This is a genomic window from Succinivibrio dextrinosolvens, assembly GCF_900116345.1.
GTDB lineage: Bacteria > Pseudomonadota > Gammaproteobacteria > Enterobacterales > Succinivibrionaceae > Succinivibrio > Succinivibrio dextrinosolvens_B.
This window is the reverse complement of record NZ_FPAH01000046.1, coordinates 1-18,253: the sequence shown is the minus strand read 5'-3', so window position 1 is coordinate 18,253 and position 18,253 is coordinate 1. Positions and strand designations below refer to the sequence as shown.

Sequence of the window (18,253 nt, the reverse complement as noted above, 5' to 3'; positions counted from 1 at the left end):
CCATAACCAGCTCTTTTTCTAAAGCCTGCAACTTTGAGTAAACTACAAAGACCAAGAACAGAAAAAAGAGAAGAAAATGTATCAGTAAAATTGCTAGAAGAGGTATTTTTAGGTATCATATTCATGGTGTGTTTTTTTATGTTAACTTTTTGTTTTAGCAGATAAAATTATAACATATTAAACACACCTTTTCATCGGTATCTATCAGATATATAAGCTTTTTTTGCTTATAATCACACCTCTTCCCAAAAATAAATCAATACAAGTTTTTAAAGAGCATCAAACCTAGAGTGAATCTAGTTTTGTTTTAAATTTCCATGTGGGAAACTAGAGTTACATAAATTTAAAAGCTGTCCCCAAAAATGATGTCACAAATGCTTTTCATGCTGATATCAGCTCTGAGGTAATATAGTGACATTTTTTACATCAGGCAATTTACGGCTGATTCCTATATAGTAGCGATCTTTAAGTTTTATAGGATTTGAAAGAGTTAACTTTTCAGTCTCAGCCTTCCCCAAAACTTCATACTCAATATTCAGCTTATCAGGTAAAGCGCTTGACGATTCTATCAGTAGGGTACTATTTCTCAGGAGGAGGTTTCCTGGCTGATAATAAACTTTTACATTTTCCAGTGAGGATTTATTGGTAAATAAAAGTTCCTGTCCTCTTTTTAGGGCTGAATAATCATAATCAACATCTTTAACGCTAATTTTTTTTACGTGGAAATATCTTGCCTGATCCTCAGAATGATACAGATCAAACATATCCCTTTTTTTCAGCAGCTTTACAAAATAATAAGCAGGAACCTCAGGTTCTGCATCTGCTCCATACACCTCTCTCTCGTAGTTGATATGTTCGTTTCTTAAGGCTTCCTGTACTTTTGTAATTGAGTAGGAGTTATACATTAGCGCAAAAGAATATATAAACAGGAGCGAACATATTATCTGCAGGGCGTAATGAATCTTTACAAAACCGGCTTTAAAGCAGGATACATCTGAACAGACAGAAAATGCTAAAAGCAGGAAGACAAAAATACCTAAATATGATCTTGATGGAAAATATGGAGCACCTACCATAACCACCAAAGCGAATATGGATGAACTAAAAAAAAGTCCTGACCAGATAAGATGGGCTTTGTAATTGTCTTTTTTTGAAAAAAATATAAAACCAAGCTCAATCAGATAAAAAATTACCAGAGAGATAAAGAAGTGCACATAATCATAACTTCTGTGCATATGGTCTGAGATCTTCTGCTGAAGAGTCATTTCCTTCCAGAAAGCGAATGCTGGATGCTCTAATCTTGCATAGTTTCCTGGAGCCAGAAGAAGAACCATTGCGCCTATTACTACACCGGTTATTACAATTACAGCGAGTTTGTGATTAAACTGGATTTTATAAATCTTATAAAGAGCAATTACACCAAATAGAGTATATACAAGCGCAAGACATAGGTTTTCGTTTGAACATCCTGCAAGCAGGGATACTGCAAAAAGGCATATGTAGGTAACTACTGATTTTGAATCTTTAAGACTTACAAACAGGTATAGAAGCAGAGTTGCAAAGAATGTTGTAACTAGATAGTTACAGGCACCAACAATCCAGAAGTTTGTTTGTCCGATACTTGGACTCTGTAACCAGTATAAGGCCGAAATAAGCAGAAAATTTAAGGCGTTAAATTCTTTGTTAAAGATTTTACCTGGAATTGCTGCAATCAGATAGCAGAGTGTCACTGAAAATAGGGCAATTATTACAGAGATAACAAAGTGGTTACCAATGTTTAATATTATTGACGATGAAAAGTCTGAAACAAGTCGACCGCTCCAGCCAAGATAGTGATTAATATGAGCCTGCAGCCCTACTAGCTGAATATAGCTGAAATCATCGGAATGGAGCGGTGTCTTAGATTCAACTAAAAAGAAAGCCAGAAAAATCACAACAAAGGCTAGAACTTTTGTGTAAGGAGCTTGTTTTAAGATCGTCATATTAAACCTGATTCATAGATATTATTCATTGCGGATAAAGAATAAACGCTGGCGTATTATACATTAAAATCTGATAGGCATAACCTAGTATATTTCTTGAAAAAACCAGATGATACTTCCATTATGGTTTTTATAGTAGATAAAGCCTGACAACAAACAAAATCACGTACTTTTTCTTTTCTCATTATCTTTAAAGAAAAATGCTAATAGTTTCTGGTATCGTGATATCGTGGCTACTGTGTTACTTTTGGATAACTTATTGATAAACAGATATAAAAATACCATTAAAGACATCACGAATCAACCTAATCCATTTGCACAGTATGCTCTAATGTTATTAGAGAGGCTTCTTTATTATTCAGTCTTGTCTTTTTGCTGCTCATTTTTTATCAGCTTCAATATATCCTTTGCAAGCAGTCTTGAGCCTTCATTTGAAACATGATCATCATCTTTATAAAGCAGCTGACCATCCTTTACTATAGGACAGGTATCTTTATCACATAGAGAATCGAAGGCATCAATAATAGAGACATTGTCATAGTCAGCAGCAACCTTCTCCATAATATTATTGAACCAGCTTCTCATTTCGTTTTTCTCAAGCTCAGCTCGTTTTGGGAAGCATTTGTCCTTTATGTTTAGATTGAACATAAGGTTGTAAGGTCTGGTTGCACAAACCGTAGGATCAAAGAAAAATTCAGGATTATCCTTTACAATAATCACTTTTTTATTGTGTTCTTTTAAGGCATCAAGAGTTTCTCTTAAGGCTCGCTCCAGAAGTACGGATTTATTCTGTTCTTTTGCATCCGTTACATCCTCAATACCATACATGCATACGTAATAAGGGACAGAATGATCTACTCTCTCGTCATACCACAAAGCCGGATATTGTGCTAAAACAACGGTCTTAATTTTGTCGTCATTAAAGATGTAATCATAACCTTCCTTTACGGCAAGGTACGAATTTTCAAAATCAGGCTGATTCTTACGTCTTAAATTAAACAGAGGTGGCTGTCCTGTAACAGCTAATCGTACAAGACCATCATCAGTATTTTTAAGCAGTTCAGTTAATCCAAAGGATAAAACATAGGCATGGGAATCTCCGATAACAGCAATGGTATTCTCATGATTATCCTTCTGAATTGCACACATGCCAGTATTATTAACGAAGTCTTTAAGAACTGGAGGGCATCTTAATTCTGTCTCTAAGATTAGGCTGTTTAGGTCCTTTTCCTTTTGAATCATTGCTTCAGTAGTTCCGACTCTCTTAGGATAACCGTCATTTTTAGCAATATTTAAGCCTAAGGCTCCAATTCCAAGCAGAACAATAAGCAGAAGTACGGCTTTTATTCTGCTGTGCTTTCCCCAGCGTAAAGGAGGTTCAATAAATCTGTAGGTTACCCATGCCAGAAGCATAGCAACTAACACAAGAGCAAACCTCAAAGCCAGTGGAGGGAGCTCTCCATAGATTACTCTTGCAAAAGACAGCAGCGGCCAGTGCCATAAATATAATGGGTAACTGATAAGTCCAATAAAAACCATCAGTTTATTTGATAGTATTTTTTTATTAAAAAATGCCTGTGGACCTGCAGCAATTATTAAAACAGCTCCAACAGTTGGTAGAACAGCTTTAATTCCAGGGAAATGCTTACTTGCGTGTAATCCGAATATAGAGATTAGTAAAAGAATAAATCCAAGTATGGAGATAAAATCTTTACATAACTGGACTTCATCTGCTTCATTTTTTCCTTCTGGCAAATATTTTTTCAGCCTTGTTCCTATGGATAAGGCAAGATTATTCCAGAATGAACTTCCAGCATAACATACACAGGCTATATATCCTCCGATAGCCAGTTCCCAGAATCTGGTTGGAGGAGAATAAAAGGTTGCTGTTGGGGCTGGATTGATACAGATTACATTTATAGCAAAGGATAATAAAATAAATATAAGGATATACTTTGATATCTTCAGATTGAATTTAAAGAGCAGCAGAATAAAGAAAGGCCAGATGATATAAAACTGCTCCTCGATTCCAAGACTCCATAAATGAAGTAAAGGCTTTACTTCAGAGAATACATCAAAATAACCGGCCTCACTCCAGAGAACCAGATTCGAAATGTATACAGAACCTGCTGCAATATGTTTACCTAAAAGTGAATACTCGTCTGGAGTCATGATTATCCAGCCTGCAGTAATACAGCATAAAAGAACAACGATTAGAACAGGAAAGATTCTGCGAACACGTCTTGCGTAGAAGGAAATGATACTGCGAAATGTACTTGCAGCAGGATTGTTTATATCATTTCTATTTGGATCAAGTGATTTTAACAGTATGCCTGTAATCAGAAAACCAGATATAACGAAGAAAATATCAACACCAGTGAAACCACCGGATAACAGATCTTTTGATGCATGATAAATAACAACTGCCATCACGGCAATTGCTCTTAGTCCGTCCACATCCGGACGATACTTCGCTGGCAGATAGTTAGGCATAATAAATCACAAATTATTAAAAAAACTGAATGTTATAGTTATTATTTCACCGTGTATTATACACAAATGCAGTATACATACAATCTTGTGTTTTGCCGGACATGGATTGATATATAAGGTGTAAATGAAGTTAATTGCTGTCATATTGAAATCAGGAAAAAAGTAAGCTGCTTATAATCGTTCACTAATTTTATTCTGGTAAATTTAAAGATTTTTATTTTTTCTGATTTGTATGATTATTTTTAGTAGGAAGGAATTCTTTATCTTTTCACGAACTTCATTGAAGGTTATAATTGCTCCTTTATAAACTCTGGTTTAAATTTTTTTCAACTGTTGTTGATGCTTTTGAATTTTTTGCTTAAACACTAGCCTGCACGTTGATTTTCTAATAAATTTTTCAGCGTTGATTGATATAGCCGCTAGTTTACTGCTATTACTTTTAAAACGGAAAAATATGGTATTTGCAAGCTTACCTTTCATATTTGGAATACTGCCTTTATTTTTATTTTCAGATTTTCTAATCAAGAACAGAATCTATCTGAGAAATCTGTGTATCTGTCTTATCAGTTTATTTTTCTATGTATTTGATGGAGGCTTTCATTCTCTAAAGATTCTTATCGCCTATGGAATTCTGAACTATGTTTTCGGATATCTTCTGGAGATAGCAAAAGAGAAGGGTAAGGTTTCAAAGAATATAAGTCTTGTAGTATTTGTAAGTATCAATCTTCTGTCACTTGCCTTTTATAAATACAGCTACTGGTTAGTTTCTCTGTTTCAGGATTATGGTCTTTTAATGAATGTGCATGCCAAGAAACAGGCACTGCCATTAGGTATCAGCTTCTTTACCTTCCATGCCATAAGTTATCTGATTGATATTGCAAGAGGAGAACTTAACGGACGTAATAAGGTTATTCCATTTCTAACCTATTTCTTTATGTTCCCTCATCTTATTGCAGGCCCTATCGTCAGATACAAACAGGTACAGAATGCTTTATACAACAGAGAGTCAACCAATTCAGAGCTGTTTAGCTATGGTCTTTACAGATTTGTTTTAGGTGTAAATAAAAAGATTCTGATTGCAAATTCTGTAGCACCTATTGCCAACATGGCCTTTATCTACAATGTTGATGCCATCTCAAATCTTGATGCGTGGATTGGTGCAATTGCCTACATGATTCAGATTTACTTTGATTTCTCTGGATATTCAGATATGGCCATCGGTCTTGCAGCAATGGCTGGATTCAGATTTTCAGAAAACTTTAATATGCCATATCAGAGTAAATCCATCAGAGAATTCTGGAGAAGATGGCATATGTCCCTATCATCCTGGTTAAGAGACTATGTCTATATTCCACTGGGAGGCTCAAGAGTTTCAACCTTTAGAATCTATACTAATCTGGTAATCGTCTTCTTCCTGTGCGGTCTATGGCATGGAGCTAATATGACCTTTGTTGTATGGGGACTTTATAACGGATTATTTTTAGTACTGGAAAGACTTTTCTTGGGTAATATCCTTGACAGATTACCAAAGGTACTTTCACACAGCTATGCTGTTCTGGTAGTTCTTATAGGCTGGGTATTTTTCAGAGCTGATTCTTTATCTCAGGCAATAGAGTATCTGAAGGTAATGTTCTTTATTAGTAATACCGGTAACGAGAGTATCTGTATTGGTGAGAGTCTGAATTATCTGGCTTTAATTCTGGGAGTGATAATTGTCTTTTTAAATCTGAAAGGTTTCTGCTCTTCAGATTCAAAGGAGCACGCTGTTCCTAAGACCGGCTTTATTGTAAATACAGGCTTATTCCTGTTATCAATAATCTCACTTTACTTCTGTGCTCAGAACCCATTTATCTATTTCAACTTCTAACGGTAGCGATAAATATGATAGTTAACAGTTTAAAGAAATTTCTAATTGCTTTTATATTTGCTGTACCTGCAGTTGGCTTTATCGTTACTCCAAGCAATTACGTCATTGAATCTGAAAACAGAATGATTGAACAGTTCCCCGCATATGATTCAAAGACCTTTTTCGAAAATTTTCAGCGTTATTTCAATGACCGACTGCTTTTTAAAATAGCTTTCAATGAGAATTTCTATAAAGATTTCAATCAGCATTTTACTGAGTTTTCAGGAACAAATGTTTTTTCTGTAAAAGGCAACAGTGGCTGGCTATTCAGTGGCAATACCATTTATGAAGGTTACAATCAGCATTCAATGCCTATGAGTGCAAATTCTCATGATTTAAAAAAGAAGATCTCCTTTGTAAAAGATATTAAAACCTTAACCTCAGCCCCATTATATTTTGTCATAGGTCCTGATAAACACGGTATTTATCCTGAGTTTATGAATCAGAATATCAATCATCCTGGAAAGTACAGATACTTTAACAGTATCAGAAAATACATTGAAGATGCAGGCATCAGGGTAATAGATAATTTTGATGCCGAATGGGCCGCAAAAGATCCCGAGAATAAGGTTACCCTTTACTATTCAGATGATACCCACTGGAATATGAAGGGCGCTCAGGTAGCCTTTAATAATGTTATGAGTCAGATTTTGTCTGACTATTCTCCTATAGATTACAACTTTTCCTTTAAAAAGCATTTAAATGGCGATCTGGTACGTAATATTAAAAATCCAGAAAAGACTACCCTTGATGATGCCTATGTCGCTGATTATGAGGATAAAAAGATTTTATCCAGAGATTATGAAAGCGGAATCGAGAGAGAAATTAACTTTAATATCAATGATATGCTGACCCATGGCTTTGAATATATAAACGACAAGGCTAAGACCAATCTGAAGCTTATGCTGATTACTGATTCCTATGGATTTAAGTTTCTTCCTTTTGCCATAGACTATTTTCAAAATGTATCTTTTCTTCACAGACAAAAAGTAGATCTGGCTGAAATTAAAAGAGCTGTTGATGAATTCAAGCCTGATTATGTTATCTTTCTCAATGTTGAGAAATCAATTAGAGATAATTAGAAGGAATTACATAAACAGCGCTACGAACTTTATTCTAAAATAAAGTACACTCCACTGGTATAAACGAAACGATGCCAGTGTGTCATTGCTTGCCTGTTGTTTGTGTGTTCTATTTGCTGTGCACTGCTAATGTAAGCTTAAACCAGAAATAAGAGAAAGGAAGGGTATATTTATAAATCTTTCTTAATCTTGCCAGAATATTTGAGGAGTCATCTGGAGTACAAGAAGTATAATCTCTGAAATACAAAGAATAGCACTTGTTGTTTTTTTCTGGCTCCAAAGGAGTTTTTAGCTGACTATTCCAGGACTCATAATAGAATCTGTTGGTTGTAACCTCTGGCTCTACCAGTTTTTTTACGTACTCTGAACTTGCCCAAAAAAAGTTAAACCAGGTAAACATAAAGCTTGGTTCTTCATTATTGCAGAGTACACCTGCTCTGAAAAACTTTTCCTGATCTAATAATTCAACTGTTTTCTTATAATCTTTAAATAAATAATGAGTCAGAACTATTTCTCGTATGCATCTGTCGTTAAATAGTCCAAATGGATATTTCCCCTTATAGCTCATTCCCTTGGTATGAAAATACGTCAGATATCTGTGAGCAGAATTAATGCCCAATTCCCAGAGCTTATGAATGCCATAGTACTCAAATTTATTTTCAGTATGGAATTCAATTTCAATGTCACTGATTTTAAGAGAGTTGAATAACTGCTTAATTTCTTCTTCATTTACAGAGAATGGATTAGAAACAACTACATAAAGAGCAGCTTCCTCAAAAATACCAGAGCTTTTGACGTCTTTAATCTGTCCTGAAATAAGTTTCTTCCAGTTCTTTTCTGGATTTATATATGCAAAATATACAATTCCGATTTTCTTTGACATACTGAATCTTTTCTGTAATTAAGATCTTATATTGCAAATGGTAGCGTAGCTTAATGTCTTTCATCAGCTCTTTTTGTAAAGTAGAACTGATGGAGTTTCTATATCCCGTATATGGTTATTGAATATGATGACAATATTAAAAAAACAACATAAAAAAGACAAAAATTAAAAATGAGACTGAAAAATAACCTCTGTATATAATACAGTTTTTTTTCACCGTCACATCCCGTGAACATAATATGTATCTTAATATGTCTTTGTCCAGCTACAGACTTAAGGCTGTTTGTTTACCTGCTCCATAATGTATTTTCCTACAAGAATTCCTCCTTGTATTGAATAGTGGTGATAGTCAATTAACAAAGGAATATTGTTATCTACTATTTTATATTCGCCGGGAGTATCTGTTAAGAGAGGAATATTTCTGTCAATAAAAAATACATTATCCATTTGGTCTGCTAGGCCTTTAAATGCTTTATTAATTTCGTCTCCATAACCGTCCAGATAATCTCTTGAGGTTCTACAGGTATCGAAATTTGTAAACTTCGACAGAAATGATTCGGTTAAATCAACAGAAGAACAAATAACTTTATTTTTGCTTATATAGAATCCCTGTCCAATGATGTAAAAGTTCAGATCTTTGTGTTTTTTGAACTGAATAGACATATCGCTTAACAGGTCTTTTAAGAAAAGCTGTAAAGTCTCTTTACTTCTTTTTAAATTGTTTTCTGCAAGATAAAGCTGATAGTAAGCATACCAGTAATTTGAAAGCAGTACCTTTGAATGTGGTTTAAGCTGATCTAAAACATCACAGTAAGCCTTATAGTATTCTTGCCTGATATCCTGGGTTATCCAGAATACTTTTGCTTTTATATTCGCAAATATTGGACCATATGCCATGGTTGAAGCAGAATTGTAATAATAAACCGGTTTATGAGGCTGCGTTTCCAAATAACTTACATAATGTCCGGCATGTGAATCTCCAATGAGAAAAATCTCTGGAGTTTCATCAGAATTACCATATATGCTCAGAGTATGACCGGAAATGTTTACATCTGTTTTTTTATTTATTATTTCCGAAGGATAGTGATCGCTACTAATTTTAAATTTACTTATATAAACATCAATGCCTTTATTCAGTTTTACATATAGGCAGAATCCTGAAATAAGTAACACAAGGGTAATAAATATAAAACCTTTGAATTTCTTTTTCTCTAAAACAGAATAAGAAAGGAAGGAGATACTTATTACTAAGATACATATTATTGAGTAGTCTAAAAGATTCCTTGCAAAACCTAATCTTAAAGCAAAAACAATAATCGGCCAGTGCCACAGGTAGATAGAGTAAGATGTTTTTCCTATAAAAGAAAATAAAGGGTTATGCAGTACAGAACGTGAGCTGTTTGTTATTAATACCAGTGAAGTTGCAAATACAGTTAAAACTGAAGTTGATAAATACCAGCAGCCATTGTCAAGTTTTATATAGAAAATAGAGAAAAACAGAAGAACAATTCCTGAAAGCTCAAAAACTATCTGATTTTTGGTGGTTATATGTAATAAGTTTTTCAGAGCATCTTTATACAGGAAGATCACTCCTCCCAAAAACATCTCCCAGATTCTGCACTGGGTTAAAAGATAGCCGTTACCTTTTTTACTGCAAAGATAAGCAATGATAATCAGGGCTACTGTAAGAAATACGAATGATAATCTGAATTTATCTTTGAAAAACTTCTGAAACAGTTTTACAAAAATAGGATAAAGAATATAAAACTGAATGGTTAGACAGATATACCAGGAGTGTAGGAACAGCTTGTCACTTGAATCTAAAGAAAAGTACCCACCTGAATTTGCTAATCTGAAATTACCGGCACCTAAAAATGCATTAAAAACCTCGATCGTCAGTTCTAGGTAGATTTCAGGAAAGAGAAGAAAATATCCAAAAAACAGAGTAAAAATACTTACACCAATTAAAGGAGGGTATATTCTTGATAGTCTTCTTTTGTAAAAGGATAAAACAGAGAACTGATCCTGCTCAGAGGCCTTAAAAATAGATGCAGTTATCAGAAAACCGGAAATAACCAAGAATACATCTACACCTAAAAAGCCGCCATTGAATAAGGCTAAATTGGATAGATTAGAGCTATTAAGTAAATCAAAGAAATGATATAAAACAATAAAGATAATCGCGATTGCTTTCAGACCATCTATATCCTGTCTTATATTTTTTGTCATGTTTTATTGATCCTGCTTTCTTTTTAATAAAATATGTTCAACTATACGATGTTTAATCTGGGGTACCAAATCAAGAGCAGTGTTTATTGTCTCTGAATGTCGCTTTGTTATCTGCAAATTGTTCTAATGGACAAGTCCTGTGATAACGGAGAGTTTCGCGTTATGAATGCTGCATTATCTCTCTTATCAGCATACATTTGAAGCTCTGAAGTTATTTTATCAGTATTTTATATTTTGATAATCAATTGTGGCCTTGCCATATGACTGGTTTATTATATATGTTTTTTTGAACGGAGTCCTTTAAAACAGCGTGAGAAAAAGGACAATAGTCAGAGAAGTACTGAGCACAGTACAGCAATATAAAAATCATCTTTGGATTTAGAGCATTTCTTATTCCTGACTCGTAATTTTCTTCAGCCAGTCAACAGCAGTTCGCTTTTCCTTTGGAATTAACTAAATCTAAAAAAAAGGAATTGTTCCAAATAAAAAAGTTTTTTAACATTGAAAAAAGCCTTATTTGAACGTGATATAGACAATGATGTAATACATAAAAAAATGTGCTCTTAATTCAAACTATGAATAGCAACAAAAAACTAGTAGAATATAACATTTATTCATTGGTTGTAATTTACTTTAAACTTAATAATAACGGTATATAAAATAGTTTATGAGTCAGTATGTACCTTCAAAGTATCGTCCGGATATAGATGGGTTAAGAGCTATAGCAGTTCTTTCTGTTGTTATCTATCATGCATCAAAACATTTTTTAAGAGGTGGTTTTGTTGGCGTAGATATTTTCTTTGTAATATCCGGATATCTGATTACCGGTATTCTGCTTAAAAATTTTGGTTATGTTGGTAACCCATCGGTTAATGGTAATTCTTTCAGTTCACTACGAGCTCTCGTTTCCTTCTACGCAAGACGTGTAAGAAGAATTTTCCCTGTTCTTATTGTTGTTCTTATAACATGTCTTGTTTTCGGTCATTTTTTCCTCTTTGCAGATGAATTTGAATTACTTGGAAAACATGTAGCTGCTGGCTCTGTTTATATTTCAAATCTTGTTCTGTGGCAGGAAGCAGGATACTTTGATCTGTCTTCAGACTTAAAACCTTTACTTCATTTATGGAGTTTGGGTATTGAAGAACAGTTCTACATTTTCTGGCCTTTCTTAATACTTTTCTGTGCAAAATTTAAAAAGAATGTTGCAACATATATTCTTATTTTTACTGTTATTTCATTCGGCTTTAATCTGGCTTTTGTAAGTTCTAATCCTGTAGCTACCTTCTATTCACCTTTAACAAGATTCTGGGAACTTGCTGTTGGTGGATTTATAGTAACTGTTCAGCATCAGGGAACTTCATACTGGAAAAACATCGGAATTAGAATCGGTGGACTGATAAATAGAACTGGACTATCTTTCACGAAAGAATCCAGTGAACTTCAGACTTGTCTGAATCTGTTTTCCATTCTTGGTTTTATTACAATTATTTTTTCTATATTTGTGATAAATACAGAAAAGCTGTTTCCTGGTGCCTGGGCTTTACTACCAACTCTTGGTGCATCCATGGTGATTATTGCGGGACCTGATGCGTTTATTAACAGAAAACTGTTATCTCTTAAGTTTTTTGTATTTTTAGGCCTAATCAGTTATCCGCTTTATCTTTGGCACTGGCCTTTATTATCCTTTGGAAAAATTTTATATGGCGTAAATCCACCTCAATTAGTTAGATATACTCTGATTCTTCTTGCTATTTTTCTGGCCTGGGTTACTTACAGATTTGTCGAGCCGCCTCTGCGTTGGGGAAAACATAGTCGTATCAAGGCTGTTGCTCTTTTAATCTGTCTTCTTGGAATTGGTGGCACTGGTTTATATATTCAGAAAAATGAGGGGTTCCCTCATATATCTGAAGCTGAACAGGCTCATGTTAACGAAATGAAAGAGCTTGAAAAGACTGTAGCCAATTACCAGAATAACTGTAAGTCTAAATTATTTGAGCACTGGAAAGATCCTGAATGGTCAGATCAGCTCTGTGCAATTCAGGGAAGTGAAGAAACTGTTGACGTTGCTGTAATAGGTGATTCTCATGCTGCTCATCTGTATCCTGGTATGGTTGCAACTTTACAGAAAGATAACCCTAAAAAACATAATCTAGCTGTTTTCCCTGCAAGCTGTGAGATTCCTTTTATTGATTTAACTTCAGGACCTGCTGCAGGTAAAAAGGGCAAAAGATCGATGACGCATCTTCTTCATAGAGAAGCTTATAAATATATATTAGATAATAAGAATATTCATACAGTTGTTCTTGGTCATACACCGGTCTGCTCCTATCACAAATTGGTGGATAACAGGGACTTAAAGGAAGATAACAAAGATGTTATTTTAAGAAACGGTGCGATAAGAACATTTGACATGTTAAAGAAACATAACAAAAAAGTTGTACTTGTTCTTGATAGTCCTCTGTTCCCATTTACTCCTAATTCATGTGTGGAAAGACCTATTGAATTTAAGTTTATAAAAAAACACTGTTCAGTTAAGAGAGATAAAATGGGTGATATGGAAGCCAGAAACTGGTTTAACAGTATTGTCCTGGATGTTGCTAAAAATTACGATAACATTTACATCTTTGATTCTCTTGACTCACTATGTGATGGTGAGGACTGCCCGATGGTAATAGACGGTAAGAACATCAGCTTAGACTCTGCTCATTTAAATAATGAAGGTTCAGTAATTTTAGGTAAAGACCTAATGAAATTTATTGATTCTATCTAACCTGATATATAAGAAATGGGAGCGACTAAAAGCGAATTTTAAGCAAATAAAAAATAACAATATTATTTGATAACAATATGTTATTTTATTATTTCGACGATAAAAGGCTTTTTGTCTGTCCCATAATTATTTATTGTCTAATAGGAATATTTGTTTTGTAGTTATCTACTAATTTAGCTGTAGAAATGTACGTTTAATCGTGCTAGAAAGAAAACGATATTTGTTGAAAACTAACAAGAATTGTATAATTACGTGAATTTTTAAATATTTAGAAAAATAATATGAATAAAAAAGATCCACAACGACTTGATATTGTTTCGTCAAAAGCCAGTTATTCGTCTTTTGAAGGTTTTAAAAGATTCTGGCCTTTTTTAAAGCCTGTTTTCTTCTGGCTGGTTTTGGGCGTTATTTTAACTATCCCTGTAGGCGGTCTAGATGCTGCTGTTGCCTCTTTCCTAAAACCATTCATGGATAATGTTATGGTTGAAAAGGATTCTGAATTTGCAAAGCAGGTTCCTTACATAATTGTTGCATTTACAATTGTACAGGGAATATGTATTTATGTATCAAATCTTGTAAATACATATGTTGGAAATAGAATCGCAACAAATCTTAAGAAGGATTTGTACAAAAAACTACTGCTTGCTGATATCTCTTTTTTCGATAAGAATACCTCCGGCATTGTTATCAATCGTTTTGCTTCAGATGCTGATACAGCAACCAGTGGTCTGGTAAGTAATACTAAGCTTTTCCTTTCAAAATTCTGGTCTTCTCTTGGATTAGTCGGTGTGCTTCTATATAACTCATGGCAATTATCTCTGATTGCTGTTGGTGTGCTGATTTTCTTATTTATTCCTATCAGTATTGTTAGAAAAAAGGTTTCTAAAAGTATTGCAAAGTCTGTCAGATATGGAACGCAATTAAGTTCTCGTTATATTGAAACCTATTCTGGAATTAGGATTATTAAATCATTTAATCTTCAGAAAATTCTATTTGATAAGTTTAACGTTAATGTTGAAGAACTTTTCAAAATTTCAATGAAGATGACAAGAGATACCAACTGGCTTGGTCCTGTTATGCATGTTGTCACTGCAGTTGGTGTTGCTGGTGTGCTTTATTACGGATTACATCTTATTACAAGCGGAGTTATTACTTCTGGTACCTTCGTAGCCTTTATTGCAGCTCTTATCATGTTATATACACCAATTAAGAGTATAGGTAATAATTATGTTGGTCTTCAGACTTCAATGCTGGCTTTAGAACGTATTTATACAGTTTTAGATTTATATAGTGTTGAGGAAACAGAAAAGCAAGATCGTAAGAGCTTAAAGGGGATCAAAAGTTCAATCTGTTTTGAGCATGTTGACTTCTCTTATGATGGACATAGAAAGGTCTTAAAAGATATTTCATTTGAAGTGCCTGTCGGTTCAAAGGTTGCTCTTGTAGGTAATTCTGGTGGAGGAAAGTCAACAATAACTGCGTTGATCCCAAGATTGTACGAACTTGATTCGGGCAAAGTCTTGATTGATGGAACTGATATTAAAGAGTACTCAATAAGTTCTTTAAGAGATAATATTTCAATGGTTTTCCAGGATAACTTCCTCTTTGATGGTACTATCCGCGAAAATCTAATGTACGGTAATGATAATGCAACAGAAGAGCAGATTGAGATTGCTATAAAATCAGCTTTTTTAGATGATTTTGTGAAGAAATTACCAAATGGACTGGATACTGTTATTGGTGAACGAGGTCTTCTGCTGTCTGGTGGTCAGAAACAGAGACTTGCTATTGCACGTGCAATCCTAAAGAATTCACCTGTGGTTATCCTTGATGAGGCTACCTCTGCTCTGGATAACAAGTCAGAGAAGATTGTACAAAGAGCCTTGGATAAACTAATGGAAGGAAGAACAACAATTGTTATTGCTCATAGACTTTCTACCATTATGGATGCAGATAAAATTCTTGTTATAAATGATGGCAAACTTGTTGAATCAGGAAATCATGCCGAACTGTTAGAAAAACACGGTGCATATTCTGTTTTATATAATTCTCAGTTTGCTTTCAAAAACGGTCAAACTGAACAACCAGATAACTAAAAAAAACTACTATTATTCCGTTTTTATAATTAGCTTGATAAAGTATATGATAGCTTGCCACTGTTAAGAGTAAGCTGTCTTACTTTTTTAGGCTAAATAACAAATTAAGGTAAGGTTCGGAATCAAATGTATATAAAGTCACGAAGGGAAAATTTACTAAATGTTATTCTCTCAGCATCGGGAATATTTAGTATCATCCTATCGCTGTTTACTGCTTATTTGATTTATTTTGGCGAAGCAATAAATATCTTTATATATTCAACACCTTTTAAGTATTTACTGATTCTCTGTGCAGAGCTTGTTTTTGTGAATTTCTTTACGGGACTTAATAAGAGTTTCTTTTACAGGGGCATATACCGAGAGGCAATTGTTTCCTTTGAAATATCTTTAATGCTTGTTTTTGGACTTATCTTTGTTCTGTTCTGGTTACATGGGTTAACTGATTCAAGAAGACTTGTCGTTTCATATTTTGCGATAGGTTTTGTGATCCTCGATTTTTTATCCAGAGTATTCATAAGATATTTTCTTTTAAGTATTTTTAAAAAGGGAAAGTTCTCTTCTAAAGTTTTGGTTGTTGCCGATTCTGATGATTATAAACTTGCTGTTAGAAATTTTGATAAGGAATTGGACTGGACTAGATATATCATTGGAATTTCTACCCCTGATGTTTCTCTGATAGGCAGAAGAACTCATGGCAAGAAAGTCATATGTACCAACGATGATTTATTAGAATTTCTAACCCGTAATTCCGTGGACGAACTTGTCGTTCTTTCAAAGAATTACGATTCAGATGAGAATTTAAAAAATACTCTTGCCACTGCAGAAGAGATGGGAATCAAAGTCGATGTTAAGGTTAATCTGACATTATTTGATTATATGCCTTCCACCTTTGTTAAATTTGATAAGATTGGCAATATACAGTGTATATCTGTAAGCAGAAACTACATGAATCATAAGAAACTTTTTGCTAAACATCTTATGGATTTTACTGGAGGTATGCTTGGTTTTCTTATTTTCTGCCTTTTCTATGTAATCATCGGTCCTCTCATTAAAATGGATTCTAAAGGTCCAATTCTTTTTTCACAGCCTAGAGTTGGAAAAAACGGAAGAATTTTTAAATGCTATAAATTCCGTTCCATGTGTGCTGATGCTGAAGCTCGCAAGAAAGAATTGATGGCTAAAAATGAAGTAAAGGGGCTGATGTTTAAAATGGAGGATGACCCTCGTATAACACGCATTGGACATTTTATAAGAAAGACCAGTATTGACGAGCTGCCTCAGTTTATAAATGTGTTAAAGGGGGATATGAGTCTGGTAGGTACCCGTCCTCCAACCCTTGATGAATATGTTAAATATGAACCCAAGCATAAGGCCAGAGTATCAATGCTTCCTGGACTTACTGGTCTGTGGCAGGTAAGCGGACGTTCTGATATCAAGAATTTTGATGATGTTGTAAAGCTCGATATGAAATATATAGATAACTGGTCAATTCTATTAGATATCAAAATTGTACTGCTTACGATCAAGGTTGTACTATTTGGAAAAGGTGCTAAATAACAGCATGATTCTCAAAATGTAAGCTTGGAATTGGTTTTTAAGACTCTTTTTCTGTAACATTAGTTGAGTGTCGAATAACAATATATTAAGAATATAAGGATTGTTTATGAAAGGAATATTACTTGCAGGCGGAAGCGGAACCAGACTTTATCCATTGACCAAGACCATGTCTAAGCAGCTGTTACCTGTTTATGATAAGCCTATGATCTATTATCCTCTTTCAACTCTGATGCTATTTGGTATCAAAGATATTCTGATCATTTCAACTCCAAGAGATATTCCAAACATTCAGAATCTGTTGGGTGACGGCCATAAACTTGGTCTAAATCTAAGCTATAAGATTCAGGAAGAACCTAATGGAATTGCTCAGGCCTTTATTCTTGGTGAGGATTTCTTAGGAGATTCAGATGAAGATGTCTGTCTGATTTTAGGTGATAACATCTTCTACATGGGGACTCAGTTTGGTGAATTCGCTGAGCAGGTTAAACAGAATCAGGGTAAGAATGCCACTATCTTTGCATTCCATGTTAATGATCCAGAGCGTTTTGGTGTGGTTGAATTTGACGAAAACTATAAAGCACTTTCAATCGAAGAAAAACCAGCTAAACCTAAATCAAATTACGCATCAGTAGGTTTATATTTCTATCCTGGCGATGTTGTGGCTAAAGCTAAGACACTAAAGCCATCTGCCCGTGGAGAGTACGAAATTACTGATTTGAATAACCTCTATCTGAAAGAGAACAGATTAAGTGTTGTTCCTATGAGACGTGGTAATGCCTGGCTTGATGCTGGAACTCCGGATTCCCTGATGGATTCAGGAAACTTTGTGCAGATTATTGAGCAGAGACAGGGCCTTAAGATCGCCTGTCTTGAAGAGATTGCCTACAATATGGGATATATTGATGACAACGGTATGCAGTCTCTGATTGATGAATTAAAGAAAGGTAACTATAAAGACTACCTAATTAAAGTCTTAGAGGAAAAGCATGAACTTTATTAAAACAGCAATAGACGGTGTAGTAATTGTAGAGCCAAGAGTATTTGAAGATGCACGCGGCTATTTTTATGAAAGCTATAATGAGAATGAATTCAGGGCTAATGGTATTGACTGTCGTTTTGTACAGGACAATCAGTCCAAATCCAGCTATGGTGTAATCCGAGGTCTTCACTGTCAGACAGGAGACTACTGTCAGGCAAAGCTGGTAAGAGTACTGTCAGGAAAGGTACTGGATGTAGCAGTAGATATCAGAGCAGG

The 18,253-nt window shown here is 34.5% G+C and carries 11 protein-coding genes; 7 read left to right on the top strand and 4 right to left on the bottom strand.

Annotation, left to right across the window (positions count from 1 at the left end; all coding sequences use genetic code 11):
- Positions 1-392: 392 nt before the first annotated feature.
- Positions 393-1,982 carry a DUF6056 family protein gene (locus BM308_RS11270; RefSeq protein ID WP_074945307.1) on the bottom strand — a complete coding sequence of 530 codons (1,590 nt, stop codon included), beginning with the start codon at positions 1,980-1,982 and terminating at the stop codon, positions 393-395.
- A gap of 354 nt (positions 1,983-2,336) precedes the next feature.
- A complete protein-coding gene (locus BM308_RS11265; protein WP_074945305.1) occupies positions 2,337-4,475 on the bottom strand; it encodes an acyltransferase family protein in 2,139 nt (712 codons plus the stop codon).
- Between the two features lie 454 nt (positions 4,476-4,929).
- On the opposite strand from BM308_RS11265, the gene BM308_RS11260 reads away from it, so the two are divergent.
- Both BM308_RS11260 and BM308_RS11255 read left to right on the top strand, forming a co-directional pair.
- Positions 4,930-6,342, top strand: coding sequence for an MBOAT family O-acyltransferase (locus tag BM308_RS11260; protein ID WP_074945303.1), 1,413 nt, complete (start codon positions 4,930-4,932; stop codon positions 6,340-6,342).
- A 14-nt stretch (positions 6,343-6,356) separates the two neighbouring features.
- On the top strand, positions 6,357-7,463 hold the full coding sequence (locus BM308_RS11255; RefSeq protein WP_074945301.1) for an alginate O-acetyltransferase AlgX-related protein: 1,107 nt from the start codon (positions 6,357-6,359) through the stop codon (positions 7,461-7,463).
- A gap of 109 nt (positions 7,464-7,572) precedes the next feature.
- On the opposite strand, the gene BM308_RS11250 is transcribed toward BM308_RS11255, so the two are convergent.
- On the bottom strand, positions 7,573-8,346 hold the full coding sequence (locus BM308_RS11250) for a hypothetical protein (RefSeq protein ID WP_074945299.1): 774 nt from the start codon (positions 8,344-8,346) through the stop codon (positions 7,573-7,575).
- A gap of 273 nt (positions 8,347-8,619) precedes the next feature.
- Positions 8,620-10,575, bottom strand: a complete 1,956-nt coding sequence (locus tag BM308_RS11245; protein ID WP_074945298.1) for an acyltransferase family protein — start codon at positions 10,573-10,575, stop codon at positions 8,620-8,622.
- A gap of 667 nt (positions 10,576-11,242) precedes the next feature.
- On the opposite strand from BM308_RS11245, the gene BM308_RS11240 reads away from it, so the two are divergent.
- The 5 genes from BM308_RS11240 to BM308_RS11220 all read left to right on the top strand — a co-directional run.
- Entirely contained in the window at positions 11,243-13,345 is a 2,103-nt protein-coding gene (locus BM308_RS11240) for an acyltransferase family protein (protein WP_074945296.1), read from the top strand.
- Positions 13,346-13,626: 281 nt separating this feature from the next.
- Positions 13,627-15,441 (top strand): ABC transporter ATP-binding protein, encoded by a 1,815-nt coding sequence (locus BM308_RS11235; RefSeq protein WP_083425559.1) that lies wholly within the window; start codon positions 13,627-13,629, stop codon positions 15,439-15,441.
- A 126-nt stretch (positions 15,442-15,567) separates the two neighbouring features.
- Complete coding sequence (locus BM308_RS11230) at positions 15,568-16,998, top strand: sugar transferase (RefSeq protein WP_074945295.1); 1,431 nt, start codon at positions 15,568-15,570, stop codon at positions 16,996-16,998.
- A 106-nt stretch (positions 16,999-17,104) separates the two neighbouring features.
- Positions 17,105-17,998: a glucose-1-phosphate thymidylyltransferase RfbA gene (rfbA, locus tag BM308_RS11225; protein ID WP_074945293.1), complete on the top strand. Its 894-nt coding sequence runs from the start codon at positions 17,105-17,107 to the stop codon at positions 17,996-17,998.
- Positions 17,985-18,253: dTDP-4-dehydrorhamnose 3,5-epimerase family protein (locus BM308_RS11220; protein WP_143098615.1), on the top strand; the 269-nt coding region annotated here is incomplete at its 3' end. The genes rfbA and BM308_RS11220, both read left to right, overlap by 14 nt.